Origin of the sequence: Pantoea sp. JZ2 (assembly GCF_035191405.1) — a bacterium.
Classification (GTDB): Bacteria; Pseudomonadota; Gammaproteobacteria; order Enterobacterales; family Enterobacteriaceae; genus Pantoea; species Pantoea stewartii.
Genome location: NZ_CP045247.1, coordinates 846,727 through 871,497, shown reverse-complemented (window position 1 = coordinate 871,497; position 24,771 = coordinate 846,727). Strand labels below are relative to the sequence as shown.

The 24,771-nt window shown below is 52.7% G+C and carries 21 protein-coding genes, 1 tRNA gene and 2 pseudogenes; 7 read left to right on the top strand and 17 right to left on the bottom strand.

Going from position 1 to position 24,771, the window contains the following annotated elements; genetic code table 11:
- Positions 1-50: 50 nt before the first annotated feature.
- The 4 genes from GC087_RS04340 to GC087_RS04325 form a co-directional block, all read right to left on the bottom strand.
- The gene (locus tag GC087_RS04340) at positions 51-320 is read right to left on the bottom strand and encodes a hypothetical protein (protein WP_064353035.1); all 270 of its coding nucleotides are present in this window, start codon (positions 318-320) and stop codon (positions 51-53) included.
- Positions 304-690 (bottom strand): nitrogen fixation protein NifS, encoded by a 387-nt coding sequence (locus GC087_RS04335; protein ID WP_205957189.1) that lies wholly within the window; start codon positions 688-690, stop codon positions 304-306. The genes GC087_RS04340 and GC087_RS04335 overlap by 17 nt, the downstream gene beginning before the upstream one ends.
- Before the next feature lie 22 nt (positions 691-712).
- On the bottom strand, positions 713-1,825 hold the full coding sequence (locus GC087_RS04330) for a glycosyltransferase family 2 protein (protein ID WP_064353037.1): 1,113 nt from the start codon (positions 1,823-1,825) through the stop codon (positions 713-715).
- A 329-nt stretch (positions 1,826-2,154) separates the two neighbouring features.
- Positions 2,155-2,823, bottom strand: a complete 669-nt coding sequence (locus tag GC087_RS04325; RefSeq protein ID WP_064353038.1) for a recombinase family protein — start codon at positions 2,821-2,823, stop codon at positions 2,155-2,157.
- A 167-nt stretch (positions 2,824-2,990) separates the two neighbouring features.
- Here GC087_RS04325 and GC087_RS04320 point away from each other — a divergent pair.
- Positions 2,991-5,968: pseudogene (locus GC087_RS04320) on the top strand (Tn3 family transposase).
- 90 nt (positions 5,969-6,058) lie between these two features.
- Here the strand turns inward: GC087_RS04320 and GC087_RS04315 are convergent.
- Together GC087_RS04315 and GC087_RS04310 are read right to left on the bottom strand one after the other, a co-directional pair.
- Positions 6,059-6,268: pseudogene (locus tag GC087_RS04315) on the bottom strand (conjugal transfer protein TraE); the annotation flags it as partial.
- Positions 6,269-6,441: 173 nt separating this feature from the next.
- Positions 6,442-6,810, bottom strand: a complete 369-nt coding sequence (locus GC087_RS04310; RefSeq protein ID WP_226376333.1) for a pili assembly chaperone — start codon at positions 6,808-6,810, stop codon at positions 6,442-6,444.
- Between the two features lie 375 nt (positions 6,811-7,185).
- Here GC087_RS04310 and GC087_RS04305 point away from each other — a divergent pair, with 375 nt between their 5' ends.
- Together GC087_RS04305 and GC087_RS04300 are read left to right on the top strand one after the other, a co-directional pair.
- On the top strand, positions 7,186-8,739 hold the full coding sequence (locus tag GC087_RS04305) for a conjugal transfer nickase/helicase domain-containing protein (RefSeq protein WP_064353041.1): 1,554 nt from the start codon (positions 7,186-7,188) through the stop codon (positions 8,737-8,739).
- A gap of 29 nt (positions 8,740-8,768) precedes the next feature.
- Complete coding sequence (locus GC087_RS04300) at positions 8,769-9,734, top strand: tyrosine-type recombinase/integrase (protein WP_064353042.1); 966 nt, start codon at positions 8,769-8,771, stop codon at positions 9,732-9,734.
- Positions 9,735-10,017: 283 nt separating this feature from the next.
- On the opposite strand, the gene GC087_RS04295 is transcribed toward GC087_RS04300, so the two are convergent.
- A tRNA-Phe gene (locus GC087_RS04295) sits at positions 10,018-10,093 on the bottom strand.
- 295 nt (positions 10,094-10,388) lie between these two features.
- Here GC087_RS04295 and GC087_RS04290 point away from each other — a divergent pair.
- The 4 genes from GC087_RS04290 to GC087_RS04275 are packed head-to-tail and all read left to right on the top strand — an operon-like array spanning position 10,389 to position 13,305.
- Complete coding sequence (locus tag GC087_RS04290) at positions 10,389-11,618, top strand: SpoIIE family protein phosphatase (RefSeq protein ID WP_006118246.1); 1,230 nt, start codon at positions 10,389-10,391, stop codon at positions 11,616-11,618.
- A gap of 16 nt (positions 11,619-11,634) precedes the next feature.
- Positions 11,635-12,201 (top strand): SiaB family protein kinase, encoded by a 567-nt coding sequence (locus tag GC087_RS04285; protein ID WP_006118245.1) that lies wholly within the window; start codon positions 11,635-11,637, stop codon positions 12,199-12,201.
- Positions 12,194-12,598, top strand: a complete 405-nt coding sequence (locus GC087_RS04280) for a DUF1987 domain-containing protein (RefSeq protein WP_033739731.1) — start codon at positions 12,194-12,196, stop codon at positions 12,596-12,598. The genes GC087_RS04285 and GC087_RS04280 overlap by 8 nt, the downstream gene beginning before the upstream one ends.
- Entirely contained in the window at positions 12,595-13,305 is a 711-nt protein-coding gene (locus GC087_RS04275; RefSeq protein ID WP_324029757.1) for a GGDEF domain-containing protein, read from the top strand. The genes GC087_RS04280 and GC087_RS04275 overlap by 4 nt, the downstream gene beginning before the upstream one ends.
- Here GC087_RS04275 and mrdA read toward each other — a convergent pair.
- The 10 genes from mrdA to prfC form a co-directional block, all read right to left on the bottom strand.
- Complete coding sequence (mrdA, locus tag GC087_RS04270) at positions 13,302-15,185, bottom strand: peptidoglycan DD-transpeptidase MrdA2 (protein WP_039342248.1); 1,884 nt, start codon at positions 15,183-15,185, stop codon at positions 13,302-13,304. The genes GC087_RS04275 and mrdA overlap by 4 nt on opposite strands.
- A 205-nt stretch (positions 15,186-15,390) precedes the next feature.
- The gene (deoD, locus tag GC087_RS04265; RefSeq protein WP_324029756.1) at positions 15,391-16,104 is read right to left on the bottom strand and encodes a purine-nucleoside phosphorylase; all 714 of its coding nucleotides are present in this window, start codon (positions 16,102-16,104) and stop codon (positions 15,391-15,393) included.
- A 33-nt stretch (positions 16,105-16,137) separates the two neighbouring features.
- Complete coding sequence (gene deoB, locus GC087_RS04260) at positions 16,138-17,361, bottom strand: phosphopentomutase (protein ID WP_324029755.1); 1,224 nt, start codon at positions 17,359-17,361, stop codon at positions 16,138-16,140.
- 94 nt (positions 17,362-17,455) lie between these two features.
- Complete coding sequence (deoA, locus tag GC087_RS04255; RefSeq protein ID WP_054687052.1) at positions 17,456-18,784, bottom strand: thymidine phosphorylase; 1,329 nt, start codon at positions 18,782-18,784, stop codon at positions 17,456-17,458.
- A 59-nt stretch (positions 18,785-18,843) separates the two neighbouring features.
- Positions 18,844-19,623, bottom strand: a complete 780-nt coding sequence (gene deoC, locus GC087_RS04250) for a deoxyribose-phosphate aldolase (RefSeq protein ID WP_006118239.1) — start codon at positions 19,621-19,623, stop codon at positions 18,844-18,846.
- A gap of 231 nt (positions 19,624-19,854) precedes the next feature.
- Positions 19,855-20,628, bottom strand: coding sequence for a metal-dependent hydrolase (locus GC087_RS04245; RefSeq protein ID WP_006118238.1), 774 nt, complete (start codon positions 20,626-20,628; stop codon positions 19,855-19,857).
- Positions 20,625-21,674 (bottom strand): patatin-like phospholipase family protein, encoded by a 1,050-nt coding sequence (locus GC087_RS04240; RefSeq protein ID WP_282498190.1) that lies wholly within the window; start codon positions 21,672-21,674, stop codon positions 20,625-20,627. Before GC087_RS04240 ends, GC087_RS04245 begins: the two co-directional genes overlap by 4 nt.
- A 239-nt stretch (positions 21,675-21,913) precedes the next feature.
- Complete coding sequence (locus GC087_RS04235) at positions 21,914-22,075, bottom strand: DUF1328 domain-containing protein (RefSeq protein WP_003848537.1); 162 nt, start codon at positions 22,073-22,075, stop codon at positions 21,914-21,916.
- Between the two features lie 99 nt (positions 22,076-22,174).
- A complete protein-coding gene (gene osmY / locus GC087_RS04230; protein WP_006117598.1) occupies positions 22,175-22,789 on the bottom strand; it encodes a molecular chaperone OsmY in 615 nt (204 codons plus the stop codon).
- A 255-nt stretch (positions 22,790-23,044) separates the two neighbouring features.
- On the bottom strand, positions 23,045-24,631 hold the full coding sequence (gene prfC, locus GC087_RS04225) for a peptide chain release factor 3 (RefSeq protein ID WP_039342235.1): 1,587 nt from the start codon (positions 24,629-24,631) through the stop codon (positions 23,045-23,047).
- Positions 24,632-24,771: the final 140 nt, after the last annotated feature.

Genomic DNA, 24,771 nt, shown 5'->3' with positions numbered 1-24,771 from the left:
CTGGCGGGGATGACATTTCATTAACCTGTCTGAGCGCTATACTTGCCTATTCACTCCCAAATCAGATGCCCGCCCTGCATGCGTGCTGTTCTCGCTCTTCCTCCGCCCATAGGGACACACATTATTCCCCCTCCGGGCAGTCTGGTGCTGTAAAATCCACCGGGCCATGAGCAGTTTCTTCCTGAAATAGCACTGACAGCGGTTCCCCAGACTGCCTGCGCGCCGGTTCCCCAGTCACCGCTGCCCTGTCCTCCGGCGACAAGTAACAGATCAACCTCATCAGTCAGTTCCTTAACGATTTGTTCATGTTGATTTTTCATTGTCCATCTCCTTTATTTTCCTGATTACAGGTCCGATATTAACGGTTGCATAATCCATCATTCCAAGATAGATGATGTATTCTTTACTGAATCCACGGTGGCTGAACTGGTATTTTAATCCTGGTGCGCAGATAAGAAGCCTGACGTCTTTTTTTATGATCAAATCAATATCTGATTCAGTATCATCCCGGTAAACGGCCCAGTCTGGATAATGTTCTTTGAGATATTCAGAAAGCTTATTTATATAATCGTCTTCAGTATAGATACCGAACACCCTTCCAAAGAAACCAGAGCCGTTGAAAAACTGAAGTGGATTTCGTCCAAGAACCGGAGTTGGCATATAAATAAAATAAATTTTCTTCTTGCTCATATCTGATTCGGTCCTAGAAAAGTTAACTGCAGATGTATTTTTCAGTAAGGGGGGTTATAAACCCAGATTTTCTGACACTCGTCAGAAGTTTTTCACCCTGTTCAGAAAAACCTGCTTCATGAAGGTAAAAAGCAAGAGCAGCATCAATATGCATGCCTTCAGAGTGGAGCATGTCATCGTGGAGCAGTTTATTTTCCTTACGCAACCGTATCAGCCTGGCCATGGTTTTATTTGCAAAAATCTTCCACTTTAGCAAATAAAATACGACCTCATAATATACGGCGTTCGAGTTATTTGGTATGAGGCTGTTCATTACCGAAAGCAGTGTGTTGAACCCGGCCTCATCATCCATTAACTCAAGTTTTGCCATGACCATCAGGTCCACAAGGGGGAAGGTATAGTCACAGAAAATGATATTGTTTAACGATAAATCCTCATCCTGATTTTTTTTCAAAAGTCTTGAGAGATTATAGCAAATCTCTTCTGAAGAGAAATCCTCAAAATTATCCCGGTAAAGAAAATACGTCCATCGCAGATTGTCCGGTTCAAGGAGGGTGTTTTTTATGTTCAAGTGCCTGTTTCTTTCTTTTTTTTCTTTTGAACACATTACTTCTGGAGAATAACCATCATGAGAAAGAATGATGTTTAATTTCTGCTCGGTTACTGCATTGTGCTCTTTGTTCCGCAGTTCTTCATGGACGTAACCAGCGAAATAAAAAAAACCTGTGTTTCTGAAAAAACGCCTGACCGAACAGGTAATATTGTTATCACCTGTATCTCTGATACCGGGGCTCCATGCATAAGTATGATTATCACAAATTCGTTCAACCCGCTCAATTTCGGAGCAGACAGTATTTTTATCAGATATTACAAATTCATCCGCATCAATAAAGAAAATGTACTTACAATTCGCCTGAGAAATAGCCATGTTTCTTGGTTCGGAAAAGTCATCATTCCACGTGCAGTGGAACAGTTTTACCTGAGATGGTTCATAGCTACTGACTATATCGAGGGTGGAGTCTGTAGAACCGGTGTCTACGACCACTATTTCCGTAAATAAAGGTAATACACTGTCAATACAGCGCTTAATGCAGCGCTCTTCATTCTTTACTATGACTGCAGCTGTGACGTCCATGCCGTTCTCCCTTAGTCAGCCAATCCTGTAACGACTAAATTATAGACAAAGTATCACCCAGAAAACCGTGATGCAAGTATGAATAATTCTTATTCAATAAATTGCGGATTTTTATCGATTACATCAACGTTTTTAAAGTGATGCTTTAGCAGCACAAAGTGTCTGAGATGGAAGTAGCACTAATGTAATTCCCTTAAATAATGGTGCCGCGAGAGAGGATTCTGCTTCCAGCAGGGTGAGAGGAACTCAATACGGTAACCTCTGTTTTCCTGAATTAAGTACAGCCAGTTAATTACTGGAAATCGCCTTTTGGGCAGGAGCACAGGGCCTCAGCGACCATTATCTGCATCTGATGGGGCCGAAGAATCTGATTGCCGGTACAAAGCCTGGATTCGACATACCTGCGAGCAACTGTATCCTGTAGCATCAGCTGTTTCACGAATGCTCAGTTTTTTAATCAGGCGGTAGTACAGGACTTTCTGGTGCCGCTCCTGATCGGCCCGTTTGCCCCGGTATTTCCCCAGCGTATGTGCGCGTTCAATTCCCTGTTTTTGCCGCTGGCGGCGGCTCAGCCAGTCCTTATGTGACATTGCGGCCATCAGGTCTATCAGCATATTATTGATGGCAGTTATAACGGCGCGGGTAACCGGGTCAGCCTGTGAAGGCTCTTTATCGGAGAGCGCCTGCCATGATGTGGGAACATCAAGGCTGACAATTCGCAGCTCGTGTTGTTCGATCTGCTTTTTCAGCGTCATCCAGTCGCTGTTGCTGAGGCGGGTCAGGCGGTCTATCTGCTCAACCAGCAAAATATCACTGCGGTGACTGTCTATTAGTAAGCGTTCCAGTTCAGGACGGTCAAGTTTTGTTCCACTGATGTTTTCACGATAGTAGCTGGCGATTTTATGCCCCCGCTCATGAACAAAGCGCTCCAGCATCTCTTTTGCCCGATCCGCAAACTGATCTTCCGTCGATGCTCTCAAATAAGCTCTGATGAACATTTTTTCACCAAATTATCGCATTTAGGTTGTTGCATTAACTCTATCGCATATAGGTTATGTCATTTATCGTGAGCCGTCACGGTTTGGTTATGGCATAAGGGTATACTCTTATACCATATCTGGTTCTGTTAAAAATACCGCACTGAATAATTTACAAGGAAAACTATATTTCAAGGAGGCAGATTCTTTCTCTTTCTGAAAGAGAATCATTACTGAAATTACCAGACGATGAGTTAACGCTGACCCGGATGGCTTATTTCAGTGAACATGATCTGGCACTTATCAGTGCCCATCGTAAACCTGCCAGCCGTTTTGGTTTTGCCGTCCTTCTTTGCTATCTGAAAAATGTTGGCTTTGCCCCGGATAAAAAAATCCCGCCCTCTGATGCGCTGCTGAAACATATCGCCAGCAGGCTAAAACTTGCCGGGGATCTCTGGCCTGCTTACCTTTCCGGCAGGAATTCCACCCGCCGCGAGCATTTAACCGAACTGTACCGCTATCTTGGCGTAAAAGCGTTCACCGGCAAAATACAGCAGAACTGTATTACACACCTGCTGCCGATGGCGACGCGCACCGATAAAGGTATTCTCCTGGCCGAAGAACTGCTGGTCTGGCTCCGGAAGAACAACGTGATAATCCCCGCGATTGATGTCGTGGAACACACCTGTGCAGAGGCCATGGCTGGCGGCGATAAAATCGTATTTCAGACCCCGAATGCCCCGTTAACTCCGGCGCACAGGGATGCCCTGGATCGTTTACTTGAGTCCTCAGATAATCAGTCTTCCAGGCTGACATGGCTTCTGCAACCGCCGGGTAAAATCAATGGTAAGAACGTGCTGCAACACCTTGATCGGCTCAGCAGCATTGAATCGCTGGCATTACCTGAAGGTATAGAACGTACCATTCACCAGAACCGGTTGCTGAAACTGCCGAGGGAAGGCCGAAAGATGAGTAGCCGGGATTTGACCCGATTTTCAGCAGCCCGCCGTCATGCGATCCTGGTCTGCGTGCTGGAAGAAGCCAGAGCCACACTGACAGACGAAGTGATTGAGCTGCATGAGCGAATGCTGAACAGCCTTTTCAGCAAAGCCAAAAGAACACAGGCTGAGCGCCTTCAGCAGACCGGAAAGCTGATCCAGTCCAAACTGAGGCAGTACATCGATGTTGGTCAGGCGCTGTCTGATGCCCGCGACTCCGGTGGCGATCCATGGCTCGCAATAGAAACCATACTACCGTGGCCTGAGTTTGTCGCCAGTCTGGAGGAAACACGCCATCTCTCCAGAAAAAATAATTTTGACCCGCTGCATATTATTACTGAAAACTACAGCACATTACGGAAATATGCCCCGCGCATGTTATCCGCTTTACAGTTAGTCGCAACCCCGGCAGCACAACCTCTGGCTGATGCGCTGGTTGTGATCAAGGATATGTACCGGAAGCAGTCACGTAAAGTTCCGGCGACTGCGCCGCTTGAGTTTGTCCCTGAAAGCTGGCGCAGGGTGGTGATTACACCTGCGGGTATTGACCGACAGTATTATGAATTTTGTGCGCTCAGCGAGCTTAAGGGAGCGTTGCGCTCCGGGGACATCTGGGTTAAAGGCTCGCGCCGCTACAAAAATTTTGATGATTACCTCATTCCCGAAAAGGACTTTGACAAACTCACACCGGCGCTGCCCCTGCCCGTATCTGCTGATTGTCATGAGTACATTACCAGCCGTATGACCCTGCTACAGTCCAGACTTGAAGAGGTCAATGCCATGACTGCCCTTGGTGAACTGCCCGATGTGGAAATATCTGACAGGGGCGTAAAAGTCTCTCCGCTGGATAACTGCGTTCCGGCACAGGTTTCACCGCTGGCAGAGCTGGTTTACAGCATGCTACCGCGACCTAAAATCACGGAAATTCTCGATGAGGTAAACAGCTGGACGACGTTTACCCGTCATTTTTTGCATATAAAAAATGACATTACCCGTCCCGTTACCCGCCTGCTCCTCACCACCATTCTTGCGGATGGCATCAATCTTGGCCTGACCAAAATGGCAGAAGCCTGCCCCGGGAGCACCAAATCATCACTCGAAGATATTCAGGCATGGTACATCCGCGACGAAACCTATTCAGCCGCTCTTGCTGAGCTGGTAAATGCGCAGGGAAAAAGACCACTGGCGGCATTCTGGGGAGACGGAACAACGTCATCATCAGACGGACAAAATTTCAGAACAGGCAGCTCAGGCCGATACGCAGGGCAGGTTAACCCGAAATACGGGCAGGAGCCCGGACGTCAGTTTTATACCCATATTTCGGATCAATACAGCCCGTTTTACACCTGTATAATCAGTCGGGTCAGGGATTCAACCCATGTGCTCGATGGCCTGCTGTACCACGAAAGCGACCTGGAAATCAGGGAGCATTACACCGATACAGCTGGTTTCACCGATCATGTCTTTGCCCTGATGCATCTGCTGGGATTTGCATTCTGTCCGCGAATCAGGGATCTCCACGACAAGAAGCTGTTTATCAAAGCGAAAGCAGACCAATACCCGGCGCTTCAGTCACTGATATCAACAACCAGCCTGAATCTGAAAGAGATCGAAATTCACTGGCGTGAAGTGCTGCGCCTGGCAACCTCGATAAAGCAGGGAACCGTGACGGCATCCCTGATGCTGAAAAAGCTTGCCAGCTACCCCAAGCAAAACGGACTTGCCAAAGCACTGAGGGAAATTGGCCGTATTGAACGAACGCTGTTTATGCTCGACTGGTTTCGCGATCCGGCACTGCGTCGGCGGGTCCAGGCGGGACTGAATAAACGGGAAGCCCGTAACGCGCTTGCGCGCGCGGTATTCCTGCACCGTCTGGGTGAAATCAGGGACAGAAAACCGGAAAATCAGAGCTATCGCGCCAGTGGACTGACGCTGCTGACAGCAGCTATCTCGCTGTGGAATACCGTCTATATGGAAAGAGCGGTCGATGCCCTGAAGCGTAAGGGACTAAAGATCAACGAACAACTGCTGTCGCATTTGTCGCCGTTAGGCTGGGAGCACATCAATCTGACAGGCGATTATATATGGAAAAGCAACCGGATACCGACTTCAGGTAAGTTTCGTCGGTTGAGACCAGCTAAAGTCGTAAGGTCAAAAAACAGCCTTAACTTACAATAATTTTCGATATCCAAACTGACCCCATAAACACGGTTAACCGTGGCTTTGTGGGGCGCTGTGGTTTCTGTCATGACGCCCTAGACAATCACATTGACCAGTTCCGAAACGGAGATGCCGAGTTTAAGTGATGCCTGATTAACAAATTCTCTTGATGCCGGCCGGAAACGAATGGTCACTGGCGGACTTACAGGTTTCTTCCCTTCCGCAAACTGCTCAAGCAGTTGCCTCTGTTCATCGGTCTGTTCTAAGGCGACCCGGGACAGGATTTCTGTCAGGTCCATGCGTTTCATAAAGTTTCTTGTGTTGGCTTAATGAGAAAATATTTTGTTAATCTTTTCTGTATTCGGTGTGAATACAACACCTGGCGAAACCGTGCCTTGCATAACGCGATATTTCGATCGTTCAGATCGAATACATGCGTGTAATCAGTCTGAACATTGCCTTTGTGACTTAACACACGAAATTATTTTTCCGGTTCAGAAGTTTTTTTCAGCAGCATCACCGGCCACCAGGTCCGGGACGGACAACGCCAGTGCCACTGCCGGAAGAGGATTTCCATCTGCATCAGCGCGCGGGCTGAATCCCGGAAAGGGACGCTGGTCAGCCTGCTGCGGTAAGACCAGCCCCGCACCTTCAGGTATGTCCTGAGCCTGGCGGCACGGGCAGGCGTCAGCAGATGTGAAGCAACTACAACGGTTTTCCCCCCGGCTAACGCGGCTTCAGTTGACTCAAACACCCCCGACCAGAACCAGCTCACGCGCTCAGGCGTGAGTCCGACGGTTGGCTGACAGGGTGACAGATGAACGGTGATACGTTTTCTGCGGCTCAGCATGCAGGGCTTCCTGAGCAGCTGACGGGTCAGCCAGTCAAGGGGTCTGAGCAGGAACGGAGATAGAGCCGTAAGCAGCCACATAAAAAAGAATGCATCGCGGCCGGATGAAATAAAAAGGCTGATGCTGCCGGACAGAGTCAGCCACAGAAGAAGGTACAGCGCTACCAGACGTTGCTGCATGAGTGAGTTTAGATTAATTAAAGGAAGGTTGCGCAAGAAAAGCACGGGACGTTAAAGCCGTCCGTCGTTAATCCTGAATCCGTTCCTGAAAATTAACGCAAGCAGAATATCTCTCTGCGCTAAATCCAGGTTTAACGTTGCAAATGTCGCCCCGTCTCTTAGCGTTACGTCATTTCAGATAAAGAGCGGGTGTCGATGGAGCGGGTGATGAAGTGGCTGACGGGGCGGGGAAACAACAGGCCTGCAGAGCAGATGGCGAGTGCGGTCGTCAGGGAGGTGGCGTTTCGCCCGGTTCTGGAGGGCAGCATGCTCATGCAGACGGAGGAGCGCCGCAGGCTTGTCAGAATGCTGGCGGATAACAGCCCGCTTTCACAGTCCGTTACCGGGGCTTGGTGGCTGATGCCTGCGCAGACGATGCTTGAGCGTGTGCAGGACTGCCCGGCCGCATGGAACGGTGCCTATTCGTCACCGGGGGGATTTGGTGACCTGAGCCTCGGCGTGGCCGTCCGGGCGGTCAGGCTCGTCAGGGGAATGATGCTGCCGCCAGGTGCCACACCTGAAGAGCAGTCGGCACAGGCCCCGGGCTGGGTCTGCGCGGTATTCTGGGCAGGCCTGTTTCATCATCTGCCCTGGCTGACGCAGGTGGAAGGCGCGACACAGTCCGGAAAAATCTGGTATCCGGGGCTGCACACGCCGGACGGCCCGTGGCGGGTCCGGCCCGCAAAGACTGCCCGGGCTCAGGCCCTGACAGGTCAGTATATGGCGGCAAAGCTGCTGCCAGAAACAGGCATGCTGTGGCTTCACCAGTGGCCGGAAGCGTCACGCTGTCTTCTTCAGTTTATGTCGGGTGAGCGTGCCGGTGCCGGAGTGCTTTACAGCATCATCATGCAGGCGCGGGAGGGGGCGGGTCTGGAAACAGGTGGTCTTTCAGTTATTACTGGCACGTCTTCTGTAAACCCGACGCCGGAAATGCAACATGCTCATAACGCCCCAAAATTAGCAGATAACGCACCTGTCCTTTTGTCGAGTCACATCATTTCAGCAAATATTTCAGAGCCAATTGAAAGCGAAGCGGCAGCGTATACTTCCACACAGGCAGCCGTAGAGGAGGCCTGTCCCGGAACAGAAGAAACTGAGTTACCGGTACTGAGCTCCGCGCTGCAGTCTGCAATCGGCGGGCGCGAAGCGACTGAGTATGGTTCAGAGAGTGAAAATGAAAAGGAAGATTCAGAAATTAAACAGAGAGTGGATTTACTTTCGGTACTGGACCTGATGGCTAAAGGGGAGGCACCCGTCTTATCAGCCGTACAAACTGCTGAGTCAACGAAGCGGGAGCAAACGGAAGACGGTAAGCCGGCGGGGGACAGTGAACCCTCTGAGGGCACCGTTTTTCTGGACTGGCTGCGGGAGAGCGTGGAGGCCGGAAAAATTACCGTTAATGAGTCCGACAGTCTTCTGCATATGCTGTCCGGTTTTATTTTTATGATATCGCCCGATGTGTTTTTCCGGTTTATTTCCTCGCAGACAGAAAATAAATACGAAAAAAACAAGCTGCAGAAAAACTTTGAATCACTGGGCCTTCACCACATACGAAATGGAAAGGGGCTTTACCCCTACCATAAATATGACTCGCCGGATAAACGCGGTCAGTTCACCAAACTGTCGGGCTACATGATTAAGTCTGACATTATTTTAAAGAAAGGACGCTGTCTTTCAGACAGCATATGGCTCTCTCCTAAAAGAGAGTAATTACAGGGTTAATAAAATACGAGGTTACCATGTCTGAAAAAACGACCTTCGATGACATTCTGAACGACTATTTTTTCAGTAAGGTTCTCCGCCCAGCCAGTGAATGGAGCTACAGAAAGGTTGTAAAAACTTTCACAGAATTCAGTGAAGGTAAAATATTGCCTGAAAGTATATGTCGCCTTGATGTTCTTAAATGGCGACGTCACGTTCTGAACGAACAAAACTGCAGTAAACGGACATGGAATAATAAAGTTGCACATATGAGAGCGCTGTTTAACCACGCTATAACGCACTCTCTCGTTACTGCACGGGACAATCCGTTTAATGGCGTGGTTGTTAAGCCAGACCGTAAACGAAAGAAAACACTTACCCGGGAACAAATGAAGAAAATTGATCTCGTAATGCAACGAAAAATTGAACAGGAGCAAATCGGTATTCATGATCCCCGGCCGAACGCGCTTGAACCCGCATGGTTCTGGATGACAGTGATTGAAACGCTAAAGTTTACGGGCATGCGTCAAAACCAGCTGCTGCATATAAGGCTGTGCGATGTGGATCTTAAACAGGGTGTTATTGAGCTGAGACCTGAAGGCTCAAAAAATCATCGAGAACACCGGGTGCCTGTCACGGACAAGCTGAGGCCTCGCCTTGAAGATCTGTACCGTCAGGCTAAACAAATGGGCGCAAGGCCGAAGGATCAACTGTTTAATATCAACCGTTTCAGTCGTTTAAAAAAGAAAACCGTCATAGGCAGTAACATGGATCATCCCCCAATGAGGGCGTTTTTCAGGCGGCTTTCACGCGAGTGTCAGTGTGATATCAGCCCGCACCGTTTCAGGCATACCATCGCTACAGACCTGATGAAAACACCGGAACGAAGCCTGAATGACGTGAAAATGTTGCTGGGGCATTCAAGTGTTGCGGTCACTCTGGAGTATGTTGAAGCGAATATGGATCATCTCCGAAGGAATCTTGAAAGCGCATTTATGCTCTAGGACTATTCCTAAGTCAAATTTCTAACGGATTGATATCAGTGGAGGAAAAATTAGCGCGGTTTCATTTACAGATCGTTGACACAAACCTTGTGAAAAGGTAAAAACCTGTAATTGAAATACTCGGGATGTGAGAAATCCGGATGATGCTACCAACATCATCCGGATTCTTAATCCCATAATCTTCAAGTGTAGAACGAATGCGACTCATCCTGCACGATGACGAAAAGGGATCTCTGTCTTGCCCGTTAAGGATCTCATCTCTTAACGAACAGGCTCTGAAGAGTGGTGCCCGAACCCGGAATCGAACCAGGGACACGGGGATTTTCAATCCCCTGCTCTACCGACTGAGCTATTCGGGCAACGGGGCGCATTAAACCCTATGCAGGCCCCAGCGTCAAACGCTTTTCACAAAAATGAAATCAACTGCCGCCTTTTCCATCAACCGCAGCAACATTGACCGCCGGTCCCGGTGGCGCATAACTCGGGTGCCGGATTTTCACGCTGTCTAACGCCGCCTGGCTGGCGGTTTTTCGCTGCTATTTTGCTTTATCCACGATTTATCGGCGCTCTTTTTACTAACTGTTTTTTTGCCATAAATCCGTCATCTGCGCTCATTACTCTTAAGATTATTCCTGGACAATCAAGAGCCGCATCATGCAGTTACCCGCCTCTGTGAATACTGTGGTTTCCGCCTCAAGTCGTTACGACGCGCGGGTGTTATGCATTGAGGTCCCTTTTGTCAGTCCGGAGACGGATAACCGTGCGGTGATGGCGCTGTTTGCCGAGCATAAAGATCTCATCGGTTTGCCCGTGGTAGAAAACGGCAAACCGTTTGGCATGATTAACCGCCACATCTTTTTGTCGCAGATGGCGCGGCCCTTCTTTCCCGAACTGTATGACCGTAAAAGCTGCATTGCCTTTATGGATAAGTTCCCGCTGGTAATCGATGTAGAAAACACGCTGGAAAGCGTGGCGCAGCAGGTGGTGGCCAATGGCGATAAGTCCGTCGCTGATGGCTTTATCCTGACGGAGAACGGACACTATATTGGCATTGGTTTAGGGATCGATCTGATCCGCCGCGTCTCCGACTTACAGGCGCGCCAGCATCAGCAGATTTTACAAAGCATTGATTACGCGCGGGTGATTCAGGACGCGATGCTGGACCGATCCAACCAGCTAATCGCGACTCTGCTCGACGACTGGTGTCTGTACTGGCAGCCCAGGGACGGCGTGGGGGGCGATTATTACGCCTTTCACCGTCATAATAACGGCTGGCTGGCGGTCATTGCCGACTGTACGGGCCACGGCATTCCTGGTGCCTTTATGACGGTAATTTTGCAGTCTGCGCTGGAAAATGCGCTACGCGAGGCCGATCTGCAGGCGCCTGCCCGCATTCTGCATGCGCTTAACCACCATATTAAACAAACCCTGGGACAGTTAAATGCGTCTCAGCAAACGTCACTCTCTAACGATGGCTGCGATGCCATCGTGCTGTCTGTCGATACCGAACTGCATCAGCTGCGTTGGGCCAGCGCCCGAACCCAGGCATTTATGCTCAGCAACATCAGTAACGAAATCATCGCGCTCAGCCAGGATCGCGTCGGCGTGGGGTATACCGATACGCCGGAGGATTATGACTGGCCAGAACAGAGCCTGGCATTTAATCGCGGCGATATGCTGTTTGTGCTGACGGACGGCGTCACCGATCAGCCGGGTGGCGAGCGCAATATTATGTTTGGCAATAAGCGTATTCAGTCACTGCTGATGCGCTATCAGCATTTGCCTATGGCGGAGTTATCGCTGGCGTTTCAGCAAGACTATTTAAGCTGGCAAGGTAACCAGGCGCGACGCGACGACGTCACCTGGTTTGGCTTTCGCTATTGATTGCACCGGGAAGAAAATGAAAAACGAATCACTCCGTGGTCTGCCGTTCAACACCGAATCGCAATCTGGTCTTATCGCGCTCCAGTACACCGGCTTTTTTTCGCCGCAAAACATCACGGCAATGGGTGAAGTGGTCAAACTGTTTCTGGAGAACCACGAGCAGTCACAGAAAGTGCGACGACGGCTGTTCTCCAGCTTTGTCGAGATCGCGCAAAACATCCTGCGCTACTCGCAGGACAGCCGGGCGCTGAGCCACAACGATCAGCTCTATCGTTTTGGATCGCTGAGCCTGCGCTATGATGGTGGGCGCTACTATCTGGAAAGTGCCAATCTGGTAGGCAGCGATGCCAGCGTTCAACTGCGTGGCGATCTGGACTCGTTACGGGTCATGAACGCAGACGAAATTAAACAAGCCTACCGCAGTCGGTTACGCGCAGAGAGTCCTGTCTGGAGCAAAGGCGCCAATATCGGCTTACTTACCCTTGCCCGCGACGTCAGTGAACCGCTGGAATACTGCTTCCAGCCACTGGAAGCCAGCGAGCTCTCTGCCTTTTGGCTAAAGGCGACAATCTGCCATGACTAAAGAATCCTCTATGCAAACCATTCATCTCACCGCCACCGAATGCACGCCCGCCGTGGAATTTGATTTTGCGGCCCAGCGATTTTCCCTGCGGGGCGAATCCTGGCCGGAAAATGCGGCCGCCTTTTATCGCCCGCTGCAAAGTGCACTGGAATCCTGGCAACCGCAGGCCAGCCAGCTGACTGAAGTCAATATCGACCTGAGCTATTTCAACAGCTCCAGCACCAAAATGCTGTTTGGGCTGTTCGATCAGTTCAACAGGCTGGCGCAGAACGGCTGTGAGATTGTGCTGAACTGGTTCTATGACGCTGAAGATGACGTGTCAGAAGAGTTTGGCGAGGAGCTGTCGCTGGATTTCACCGCCCTGACCGTCACATTACATGCGGAACAGCGCCAATGACGCACCTTAATGAGCTGTTTCTGGAAGAAACCCAGGCGCTGAACCATGCCAGCCATGTGGCGGCGCAGAGCTGTCTGCACGCCGAAGAGTACCGCCAGGCGCTGTCCGATCTTAATAACCACTATCAGCGGCTGATGCGCGAAACCTACCGGCTGATCTCGCGCAGCGATCGGGCCGAGCGTGAGTTAAACCGGGTGAATGAGCAGCTTATTGAGCTGACGAGAGAGCTGGAGTACAAAGCCACTCACGATCCGCTGACGAATGTCTGGAACCGCAGCGCCATTATTCAGCGCATCAGCGACACACTGACGCGAACCCCCGCCGCTCTGATCATTCTTGATATCGATTTTTTTAAACGGATTAACGACGAATATGGCCATCCCACCGGGGACAAAGTGATCTGCGAGCTGGTGCAACGTATCCAGCGCAACACACCGGACATTGCCAGCATCGGGCGCATTGGGGGGGAAGAGTTCACGATTATGCTGCCGGATACGTTCCTTGGGGAAGCGGTGATTGTCGCCGGGGCGATTCTCGCCTCACTGAACGCGTCTCCCCTGGATGCGTTGCCCGAGCGGCTGGTCACCGCCAGCCTGGGCGTGAGTTGGGGCGCGGCGGGCTACCACTTCGAAGCGCTTTATACGCATGCCGACGCCGCACTCTATGATGCTAAAAAGCACGGACGTAACCGGGTATTTTTCCGCTAGCGGGCCGGACGCTGGGCAACCTCAACGGGCGGCGGCGTGGTGGGCGGCAGGAAAATATGATCGAGAAGCTGCCGCATTACCGGCGCGGCCAGCACGCCTTCGCTGCCCCCATTTTCCAGGATCAACGCCACAGCCACCTTAGGATCGTTAAAGGGGGCGAAGGCGGTATAAAACGTATGATCGCGCAGCCGCACCGGGATCATTTTGGCATTGTAGGTCTGATTTTGTTTCAGGCTGAATACCTGCGACGTTCCACTCTTGGCCGCAATGCCATAAGGCGCGGTGTGGAAATACTTGTAGCCTGTGCCGTTCGGCGCGTTAGCCATGCCAAACATCGCGTGACGCACCAGCGACCAGTAAGGGGAATGCGGATCGCCAATCTGCGCCTGCGGCAGTTTCGGCTGGTAAAGCTGCACGTGGTTGCCAAGCTGCGATTTCTCCAGCAGGTGCGGGGCAATGACTCTGCCATTGTTAATCAGCGCCACCAGCGCCTTTACCATCTGAATCGGCGTGGCAATCCAGTAGCCCTGACCAATGCCGACTGACACCGTATCGCCCTGATACCAGGGTTTCTTATGCACTTTCATCTTCCAGTCACGGCTGGGCAGCAGTCCGTTGTACTCTTCATTCAGATCGATGCCGGTGGACTGACCGTAGCCAAATTTACTGAGCATGGTGTGAATACGATCGATGCCCATCATAAACGCCACCTGATAGAAGAAGGTATCCGCCGACTCTTCGATCGCTTTAGTGACATCCAGCGTACCGTGACCGCTTTTTTTCCAGTCGCGATAGCGGCGGTCAGTACCGGGTAATGTCCAGGTGGGCCCGCCAAAAAAGGTGGTCTGTGGCGTAATGACGTGCGTGAGCAGCGCCGACATCGCCATATAGGGTTTTACCGTTGAGGCCGGCGGATACAGGCCCTGCGTGACACGGTTGATCAGCGGTAAATTTTTATCCTGCAGCAGCTTTTTGTACGCCTGATAGCTGATGCCCTTTACGAACGGATTGGGATCGTAGCTGGGGCTGGAAACCATCGCCAGCACCGAGCCGTCATGGGGATCTTCGACCAGCAACGCGGCGCGCTGCCCGACCAGCAGGCTTTCCGCGTACTGTTGCAGATGCAGATCCAGCGTCAGCGTAATGTTCTTTCCCGCCACCGGCGGCACTTCTTTCAGCACCCGGACAATGCGCCCGTGGTTATCCACTTCCACTTCCTGATAGCCGGGTTTGCCGTGCAGCAGGGATTCGTAATAGCCCTCAATCCCCTGCTTACCGATGTTATGGTCGGCAGCATAGTTTTCAGCGATGCCCTCTGCGTTCAGCCGCTTGTAGTCATTATCGTTGATTTTGGAAACATAGCCGATCACATGCGCGAGATCGGCCCCATAGGGATATTCCCGGTCCTGATAGGTATCGATGCTGACGCCGGTAAAACGGAACTGGTTAACCGAAAAACGCGCCACCTCTTCGTCTGTGAGTTCCTCTTTGAGAATGACGGGCTTATAGCGGCTGGTCTGATGCAGATCGTGCTGAAAGCGCTCGATATCTTCCGGGGTCAGATCAACCAGTGGCGTCAGTTCTTGCAACAGCGCCTTCATGTCCTCCACTTTGTACGGGGTAACCGTGATGTCATACCAGGTCACGTTGCGCACCAGCGGGATCCCGTTGCGGTCAAAGATCAGTCCGCGCGTGGGCGCAATGGGGATCATTTTGATGTCATTCTCGTTCGAGCGCGTCTGATAATAGCTGTGGTCGCGGACCTGCAGGCGATACAGGTTAAAACCCAGGATGCTAAAGCACAGGCAAACCAGTACAAACGCCATAGCGGCACGGCGGACAAACAACTTCTCTTCAGCGTCGAAATCACGGAAATTCATCAGGCAGGTATTTTCTGTATGGCGTGTTGTTATTAATTGTTCGGCTTCATGATAGTGACATCAGCCCGTCGTGCCAGCGCGAAGATGCACAAGCCTGATGAAAAGTGTGTCATTTAGTGAGAATGTTGCGAAATGGAAAACGGGAGAGGATCATCCGGCCGCAGATGCGCAGCCGGATAAAGGGGCCGATCAGCCACCGTGGGGATTAATCACCCAGCAGCACCGACTCCAGCGCGATTTTAATCATGTCATTAAAGGTGGTCTGGCGTTCTGCGGCCGTGGTCTGCTCGTGGGTACGGATATGGTCAGACACGGTACAGATGGTCAGCGCTTTCGCGCCAAATTCAGCGGCTACGCCGTAGATGCCTGCGGCTTCCATTTCCACACCCAGAATGCCGTACTTCTCCATCACGTCGAACATCTGCGGATCGGGCGTATAGAACAGATCGGCCGAGAAGATGTTACCGACGCGCGCCTCGACGCCCAGGTTTTTGGCCGCATCCACCGCGTTGCGCACCATGTCGAAGTCCGCGATAGCGGCAAAGTCATGGTCTTTGAAGCGCGTACGGTTCACTTTGGAATCGGTGGATGCCCCCATGCCGATCACGATGTCACGCAGTTTCACATCGGGACGCACCGCACCGCAGGAGCCCACGCGGATGATTTTCTTCACACCGAACTCGGTGATCAGTTCTTTCGCATAGATGGAGCAGGACGGAATGCCCATGCCGTGGCCCATAACAGAGATTTTGCGGCCTTTATAGGTGCCGGTGTAACCCAGCATGCCGCGCACGTTGTTGACCTCAACGGCATCGTCCAGAAAGGTTTCTGCGATGTGTTTCGCACGCAGCGGATCGCCCGGCATCAGTACGACGTCAGCGAAATCACCCATTTCTGCGTTAATGTGAGGAGTTGCCATGATTCTCTATCCTTTTTAAAAATTTCGCTGTTTTTACAGCATGTTCTTGCCGTAGTCCATGGGGGACAGGTCAAAATAGTGTGCAATCGTCTGGCCGATATCCGCGAAGGTATCGCGGTAACCCAGCGATCCCGGCTCGACTTTCGGGCCGTAAATTAAGATCGGAATATGCTCGCGCGTATGTTCCGTGCCTTGCCAGGTCGGATCGCAACCGTGGTCGGCGGTGAGGATCAAAATATCATCCTCTTTGACCAGCTCCATCAACTCTGGCAAGCGGCGATCGAACAGCTCCAGCCCGCCTGCATAACCTGCCACATCGCGACGATGGCCCCAGGTAGAGTCGAAGTCTACGAAGTTGGTAAACACAATCGCCTGATCCGGCGCGGTTTTCATTTCCTGGATGGTGGCATCAAACAGCGCATCCAGTCCGGTGGCTTTGACTTTTTTGGTGATGCCCTGCTCCGCATAGATGTCGGCAATTTTACCTACCGAAATCACATGACCGCCCTTCTCATCCACCAGCTTCTTCAGCATGGTAGGCGATGGCGGCTCCACGGCCAGATCGTGACGGTTACCGGTGCGCTCAAAGCTGCCGGCTTTGTCACCCACGAACGGGCGGGCAATCACGCGGCCAATGTTATAACCGCCTTCCGTCAGCTCCTCGCGCGCAATTTCACACAGTGCATACAGGCGATCTAAGCCGAAGGTTTCTTCATGGCAGGCAATCTGAAACACGGAATCCGCCGAGGTGTAAAAAATCGGCTTGCCCGAAGCCATGTGTTCTTCACCCAACTGGTCGAGAATGACCGTACCGGATGAGTGACAGTTACCGAGATAACCCGGCAACTCGGCCTGCTCAACCAGTTTATCCAGCAGCTCCTGCGGAAAGCTGTTCTCTTTATTGCTGAAGTAGCCCCAGTCGAACAGAACAGGCACACCGGCGATTTCCCAGTGGCCTGACGGCGTATCTTTACCGGATGAGCGTTCGCTGGCGTAAGCGTAAGCGCCTTTTATCTCAGCGTCAGGGTCCAGTCCCGGCGGGAAACGCCCAGTAGAAAGCTCGGCCGCTTTGCCCAGACCTAACGCGGTCATATTCGGTAAGTGCAGCGGTCCTTTACGGCCCTGGTCCGCTTTACCGTTAAAACAGGCTTCTGCGATATGACCTAACGTATCGGAACCTGCATCGCCGAATTTGTCGGCATCTTTGCTGGCGCCGATTCCAAAGGAATCCAGCACCATAATAAAAGCACGTTTCATGCCAGTCTCCTGCGCTAACGCGCGCGACAAGTCAAAAAAAAGCGATCAGATCAGTATACCCGAATCGTCTCCGGTATACAGTCTGTTATCCGCGTTATCCCGCTTCAGTCACACGGCGATAAACCACCGGTGTGGTCGCCGGGGCGCTGTCCCCCAGAGTGATGGCCGCTTTGACAGCGGCGGCGGCCTGCTGCCAGTGCGCTTCGCTGCTGGCATGAATAACCGCCAGCGGGCGTGAAGCGTCCACCCGCTCGCCCAGCGTGATCATGTCGCTTAAGCCCACGCTGTAATCAATGGCGTCGCTGGCGCGCTGACGTCCACCGCCCATCGCAACCACCGCCATGCCTAACGCGCGGGTATCCATCTGCGTGACGTAACCTGCGCCATCGGCATAAACCGCTTTGCTCATCACAGGGGCTGTGAGGTAGCTGTCGTAGCGCTCAACGAAATCGGTTGGGCCACGTTGTGCTGCCACCATGCGGGCAAATACCTCTGCGGCTTTGCCGTTATCCAGCACGGCGAGAAGTTGTTCACGGGCGTCGGTTTCGTTAGCCGCCAGTTTGCCGGAAATCAGCATTTCGCTGCACAGGGCCAGCGTCACGTCCAGCAGGCGCGGATTGCGCTGCTCACCCGTCAGGAAGCGCACGGCTTCGCGCACTTCCAGGGCATTGCCCGCCGAAGAAGCCAGGACCTGATTCATATCTGTTAGCAGCGCCGTGGTACGGCAGCCCGCGCCATTCGCCACGCCCACAATGGCCTGCGCCAGACTCTCAGAGGCTTCCCAGGTCGGCATAAAGGCGCCGGATCCGACTTTGACATCCATCACCAGCGCATCCAGGCCTTCGGCCAGTTTTTTCGCCAGGATCGAAGCGGTAATCAGCGGAATGGAATCCACGGTGGCGGTGATATCGCGGGTCGCGTAAAAACGTTTATCCGCCGGTGCCAGCGAGTTAGTTTGCCCGATGATGGCCACACCAACCTGCTTGATGGTCTGGCGGAAATGGTCATCGCTGGGGAAAATGTCAAAACCGGGAATCGCCTCCAGCTTATCCAGCGTACCGCCGGTATGGCCCAGTCCGCGTCCGGAGATCATCGGGATATAGCCGCCACAGGCCGCCACCATGGGTCCGAGCATCAGCGAGGTCACATCGCCCACGCCGCCCGTGGAGTGCTTGTCGACCACCGGCCCGTTCAGATTCAGTGAAGCCCAGTTCAGGACGGTGCCGGAATCCCGCATCGCCATGGTCAGCGCAACGCGCTCCGGCAGTGACATATCGTGGAAATAGATGGTCATTGCCAGTGCGGCAATTTGCCCTTCGGACACGCTGTTATCGCGCACCCCGTTGATGAAGAAACGAATTTCGTCTTCAGTCAGCGCCTGGCCGTCACGTTTTTTTCGAATGATTTCTTGTGCGAGGTACAATGTCGCCCCCTTACGTCAGGGAAAGAGGAGAAGAGGCGGCCGTGAGCCGCCCGGATGAATCAGTAACCCGACTTGCTGGTGTCGCTGCTGTGCCCAAGCGTGTTGAGCAGATTTGCCAGCAGGCTGGAGGCACCAAAACGGAAATGGCGGGCATCGGCCCAGTCGGCACCCAGCGTGTCATCCGCCAGTTGCAGATAGACAGCGGCATCTTCAGCGGTGCGAACGCCGCCTGCCGGTTTGAAGCCAACCTGCATTTTCACACCTTTGTCGCGGATGACGCTCATCATGATCTGCGCCACTTCCGGCGTGGCGTTGACCGGCACTTTACCGGTTGAGGTTTTGATAAAGTCAGCCCCGGCATCAATCGCAATTTCAGAGGCCTGACGAATCAGCGCTTCCTGCTTCAGTTCGCCGGTTTCGATAATAACCTTCAGTAAAACGCCGGCTTCCGCACAGGCGGTTTTGCAGGCCTTGACCAGATCAAAGCCGACCTGCGCATTGCCTGCCATCAGCGCGCGATAAGGGAAAACCACATCCACTTCATCAGCGCCGTAAGCGATGGCGGCACGGGTTTCGGCCAGCGCAATCTCAATATCGTCATTGCCATGAGGGAAGTTGGTTACGGTGGCAATGCGCACGTCAGGCGTGCCCTGCTCACGCAGCGTTTTACGCGCAACGGGAATGAAACGCGGATAAATACAGATGGCAGCGGTGTTACCCACCGGAGATTTCGCCTGATGACAGAGCGCGATCACTTTCTCGTCGGTGTCATCCTCGTTCAGCGTGGTTAAATCCATCAGTTTCAGGGCGCGCAGGGCCTGCTGTTTAATATCGGTCATGGTGATCTCCAGAACATCGGGTAAACGTTCGCCCACCCTTGAATGTGATAATATTAACAATGATAACGACCATTTTGTGTGCACCAAATCACATAAAAGTATGAAACGGCTGCAAACACTCAGCGAAAATTTAGATTATATGCAAGGTATGGCGCAAGGAAGCCAGTATAATTCAGCCACAGGGATGTTACTATTATAACATTTCACCAGGACACGATGTGACGGCGGGGATTATGCAAGCGAAAACAGCGCATGACTGTTGTGCCATAACGCGTCGGCGATTTCGGCGGGCGGCTCGTCACGCAGTTCACACAACACCTGCCAGACTAAAACGGCGCGCTCGGGTCGGTTTGGCTGGCCCTGGTAGCCGTTCAGCGGCATATCAGGCGCATCGGTTTCCAGCAGCAGCGACGAGAGCGGTAAACGGGCAATCGTCTGCCGGGTTTTACTGGCGCGGGGATACGTAATCGTGCCGCCTACGCCAATCGCATAGCCGAGCTTAATAAACGCCTGCGCCTGCTGCAGGCTACCGGCAAAACCGTGTACGACGCCGCGCCGTGGCACAGCCTGCCGACGCAGATGCAGTGCCAGCTGATCGTGCGTGCGGCGCGAATGCAGGATCACCGGCAGATCGTAACGTTTCGCCAGCTTCAGTTGCGCATCCAGGAAACAGGTTTGCTTATCAAACTGCGGATCGTCCCGATACAGATCCAGGCCGATCTCACCGAGGGCCACCAGCTTTGGGGGCCGCTGTTGTAACAGGCTTTCAAGCTGAGCGAGGTGCTGCTCCTCGTGCTGCTCCGTCACAATCGGATGCAGGCCGAGTGCGGCATATAATGCGCGGTGCTGCCGGGCTAACTGACAAACAAGGTCAAAGCGCCCTGCCTCGACCGACGGCACAATAATTTTTTCTACGCCCGCGTCCGCAGCCTGGCGCAGACTGACGTCGGCCGCGTCCACAAACGGCGGAAAATCAAAGTGACAGTGGGTATCAACGAACCTCATGTCAGCGGACCCTCGCCATAAGTGCCATCGTTGCCGGTCAGCGGGATGACCGGAGCGATATCCCCCGGCTCATTTGCCACCGGCGCAGAAGGGACCACAATATCCAGCCCTGTGTGGGGCTCGGCATCGCTCAGCCATTGCCCCAGCGTGGCAATAAAGTAGCGACCACAGCGGCGCCCCAGATGGTAATCCTGATTCAACGCGGCAATACGACTGCCCAGTGCGTTACTGGCTAACACGCGCGGCGGGAAGATTTCGATGATACGTAAATCACCCGGCGGCTTTTCAATAAACTGCTGGGTTTCGCGATAGGTCTGCTCGTGATGGTGCAGAATCTTGATCATTGGCTGCAGCGCCCCGCCGCTGAACCAGCGTTCCATACGGGTCACCCAACGGGGCACATCGAACATCTGCGACGGCACGGTACGGATGACCACAATGGTATCGGCCCCGCGTTTTGCCGCTTCGCGCACGGGAATCGCATCGCTGACGCCGCCATCCAGATAGCTTATGCCCTCCAGATCCACGCCCAAACGGTAAAAGCCCGGAATGGCGCTGGAAGCCTTAATAATATCCAGCCAGTTACTGGCTGTGGGGGCAAAGTAACTGGGGGCATAATCATCACTGCGACAGGCGCACATGTAAAATTGCCGCCCCGAAGCAAACAAGGTTTCTGCGCTGGTCATGGCCAGTGGAAATTCGCTGCGGGTGATATCAATTAACCAGTCGAGATCGATAAGATTACCGCCGCGCAGGAAACGCACGGGGTCAAAGAACAGCTTACTGGTGGTATAGCGGGTAATCACCCGACGTGCATAGCCCGGCTGGCCGCAGATATAAGCGGAAAGGTTCTGCGCACCAGCAGAAGAGCCTAACAGCAACTGAAAGGGATTGAATTTTGCCCGCTGGAACTCATCCAGAACGCCTGCTGTGAAAATGCCGCGCTGGCCGCCGCCCTCGCACACTAAGGCAATTTTGTTGGCTTTAAACGGTGTGAGTGCAAGGGGTTCAATGGCCCCGAGCGTCACGGGAATACGTATACCCAATGTACCGACCTCAGAGTGGGATCCCGAAATACGAATGAAGAGAATGCAGGGAGTTAATTGTGGGTCGATACTAGCACGGAGAACCAGCCAGAGTGTCCATTAATTGTGCTATTAGCGTTGCGCTTTTTAACACTTCGTTGCGAATATGAAGCATCCTTTGCTTCACACTACCTTTCGCGACAAATAACTGGTCTCCGTTTAACGCTGACTATGCCAGCGTTAACCTGTCTGGGTCATCGCTATAGCTTTTTACGGCCAGTAAACAAGCTGATGAGGAACAGAATAATACCCACCACGAACACGACTTTCGCTGCCCATGCTGCGGTACCGGCCAGGCCACCAAAACCTAATGCAGCGGCGATCAGTGCAATCACCAGAAAAATAATGCCCCAACGAAACATAAGCCTCTCCTTAACCATTTTTAATATTGAACTGCTTGTTTCATCCCAGGATGGGTATTCTTATTTGTGCGGCCCGGACAGAGGCCGCACGGAGTCATGTTAAGACTTGACCTTCAGGTCGTTTTTAACACTTTTTACGCCTTCGATAGCTTTCGCGATGCTCTCGGCACGATCGGACTGCGCCTGGTTCGCCACTTCACCTGAGAGCTGTACCACACCGTCGGTGGTTTCAACTTTCACGTTACGTGAAGGAACCTTGTCATCTGCTAATAGCTTAGCTTTAATTTCGCTGGTTGTGGCAGCGTCACCGGCATAACCTTTCATGGACTGCTTTTTCACGTCTTTTACGTGCAGCTTGTCACTAACGGATTTCACGCCTTCCACTTTCTTCACCACGGCCACGGCTTTTTCCGCCTGGTCTTGTGAAGTCACGAAACCGCTCAGCGTCACAACGCCGTTGTGGGTTTTGACCGAAATATCGGTGCTCTTAATCGAGTCGTCATCCACCAGCGCCGCTTTCGCTTTCGCGGTCACCGCGCTGTCGTCCATAAAGCCACCGACTTTCTTCATTGAGCTGTCGATTTTCGCGCCCGCGCTGTCAGCGGTTTGTGACGCTTTCTGAGACGCGGACTCTTCTGCAAAGACGTTTCCGCTTAACAGTGCGGTACCTACCATTGCAGCCATTAATGTTTTAGTAAGCTTAGTTGTGTGCATCGATATCATCCTTCTATCTGTTAATTCGCCCCAGACTGTGGGCGCAAGAGCAGCAAACAACGCTACTGCGGCACAGGACGCATGGAGAAATAAGTCTCTTTAACCGTCCGATGAAATAAGGATAGTCGGGATTTGGCACTTTGCTCGGGTAACTGGTTGATCGTGCGTCAAAAGCGAGGAAAAAGCGTGTTTTAGGAGGGTTCTGTATCGTGGGAAACCGGGCCATTCCCAGGGAGAATGGCCCGGAAAACGCGATTAGTGCTCGCGGGTTTTGCGGAAAATGACGTCAGGATAGCGCTCCTGAGTGATGTTCAGGTTCACCATTGTTGGGGCGATATAGGTCAGATTATCGCCGCCATCCAGCGCGAGGTTGACCTCGTTTTTACGCTGGAAATCTTCAAATTTTTTGGCGTCTTTGCATTCAACCCAGCGCGCCGTCGACACGTTAATCGCCTCATAGATGGCTTCGACGTTGTATTCGCTCTTCAGGCGCGCCACCACCACGTCAAACTGCAGCACACCGACCGCACCGACAATCAGGTCGTTGTTATGCACCGGGCGGAACACCTGCACTGCCCCCTCTTCCGACAGCTGGACTAATCCTTTCAGCAGCTGTTTCTGCTTAAGCGGATCGCGCAGGCGGATACGGCGAAACAGTTCGGGGGCGAAGTTCGGAATCCCGGTAAACTTCATGTTTTCACCCTGCGTAAAGGTGTCGCCGATCTGAATGGTGCCGTGGTTATGCAGGCCGATAATGTCGCCCGGATAGGCTTCTTCCACATGCGAACGGTCGCCCGCCATAAAGGTCAACGCATCCGAAATCACTACATCTTTGCCGGTACGGACCTGACGCAGCTTCATGCCTTTTTCATAACGCCCCGACACGACGCGCATAAAGGCCACGCGGTCACGGTGTTTCGGGTCCATGTTGGCCTGAATTTTAAACACAAAGCCCGTGAATTTCTCTTCTTTGGCTTCAACGGTGCGGGTATCGGTCTGGCGCGGCATAGGGCGCGGCGCCCACGCCACCAGGCCATCCAGCATATGATCTACGCCGAAGTTACCCAGTGCGGTTCCGAAGAACACCGGCGACAGCTGACCGCTGAGAAACGCGTCCAGTTCAAACTCGTGTGATGCGCCCTGCACCAGCTCCAGCTCGTCACGCAGTTGCGAGGCCAGCTCTTCCCCGACAGCCGCATCGAGGTCAGGGTTGTTCAGGCCCTTAACGATGCGGACTTCCTGAATCGTGTGACCTTTACCGGTCTGATACAGGTAGGTTTCGTCCTTGTAGAGATGGTAAACGCCTTTAAACAGCTTGCCGCAGCCAATCGGCCAGGTGATGGGCGCGCAGGCAATTTTTAGCTCACTTTCCACTTCATCCAGCAACTCCATCGGATCGCGGATATCACGGTCAAGTTTGTTCATAAAGGTCAGGATCGGCGTATCGCGCAGACGGGTTACTTCCATCAGCTTACGGGTACGATCCTCGACGCCTTTCGCCGCATCGATCACCATCAGGCAGCAGTCGACCGCCGTCAGCGTACGATAGGTATCCTCGGAGAAGTCTTCGTGCCCCGGTGTATCCAGCAGGTTTACCAGGCTGTCACGATAGGGAAACTGCATAACGGAGGTAGTAATCGAAATACCACGCTGCTTTTCCATCTCCATCCAGTCGGATTTTGCGTGCTGGTTAGAGCCACGGCCTTTTACCGTACCGGCGGTCTGGATAGCCTGTCCGAACAGCAGAACTTTTTCGGTGATGGTGGTTTTACCGGCATCCGGGTGCGAGATAATCGCGAAGGTGCGGCGGCGTGCCACCTCTTCTAAAAAGGGATTAGACATGAGTGAATTCTTCTCAACGTAGCCACGCACTCTCAGGCGCGGCAGATAAATCACGGTGGCCGGCAGAATTTTACCGGCGAGTAAACGGTGCCAGATGCGACTTTCTGTCGTCGCGGGATGAGCGCAAAGTTACATTGGCG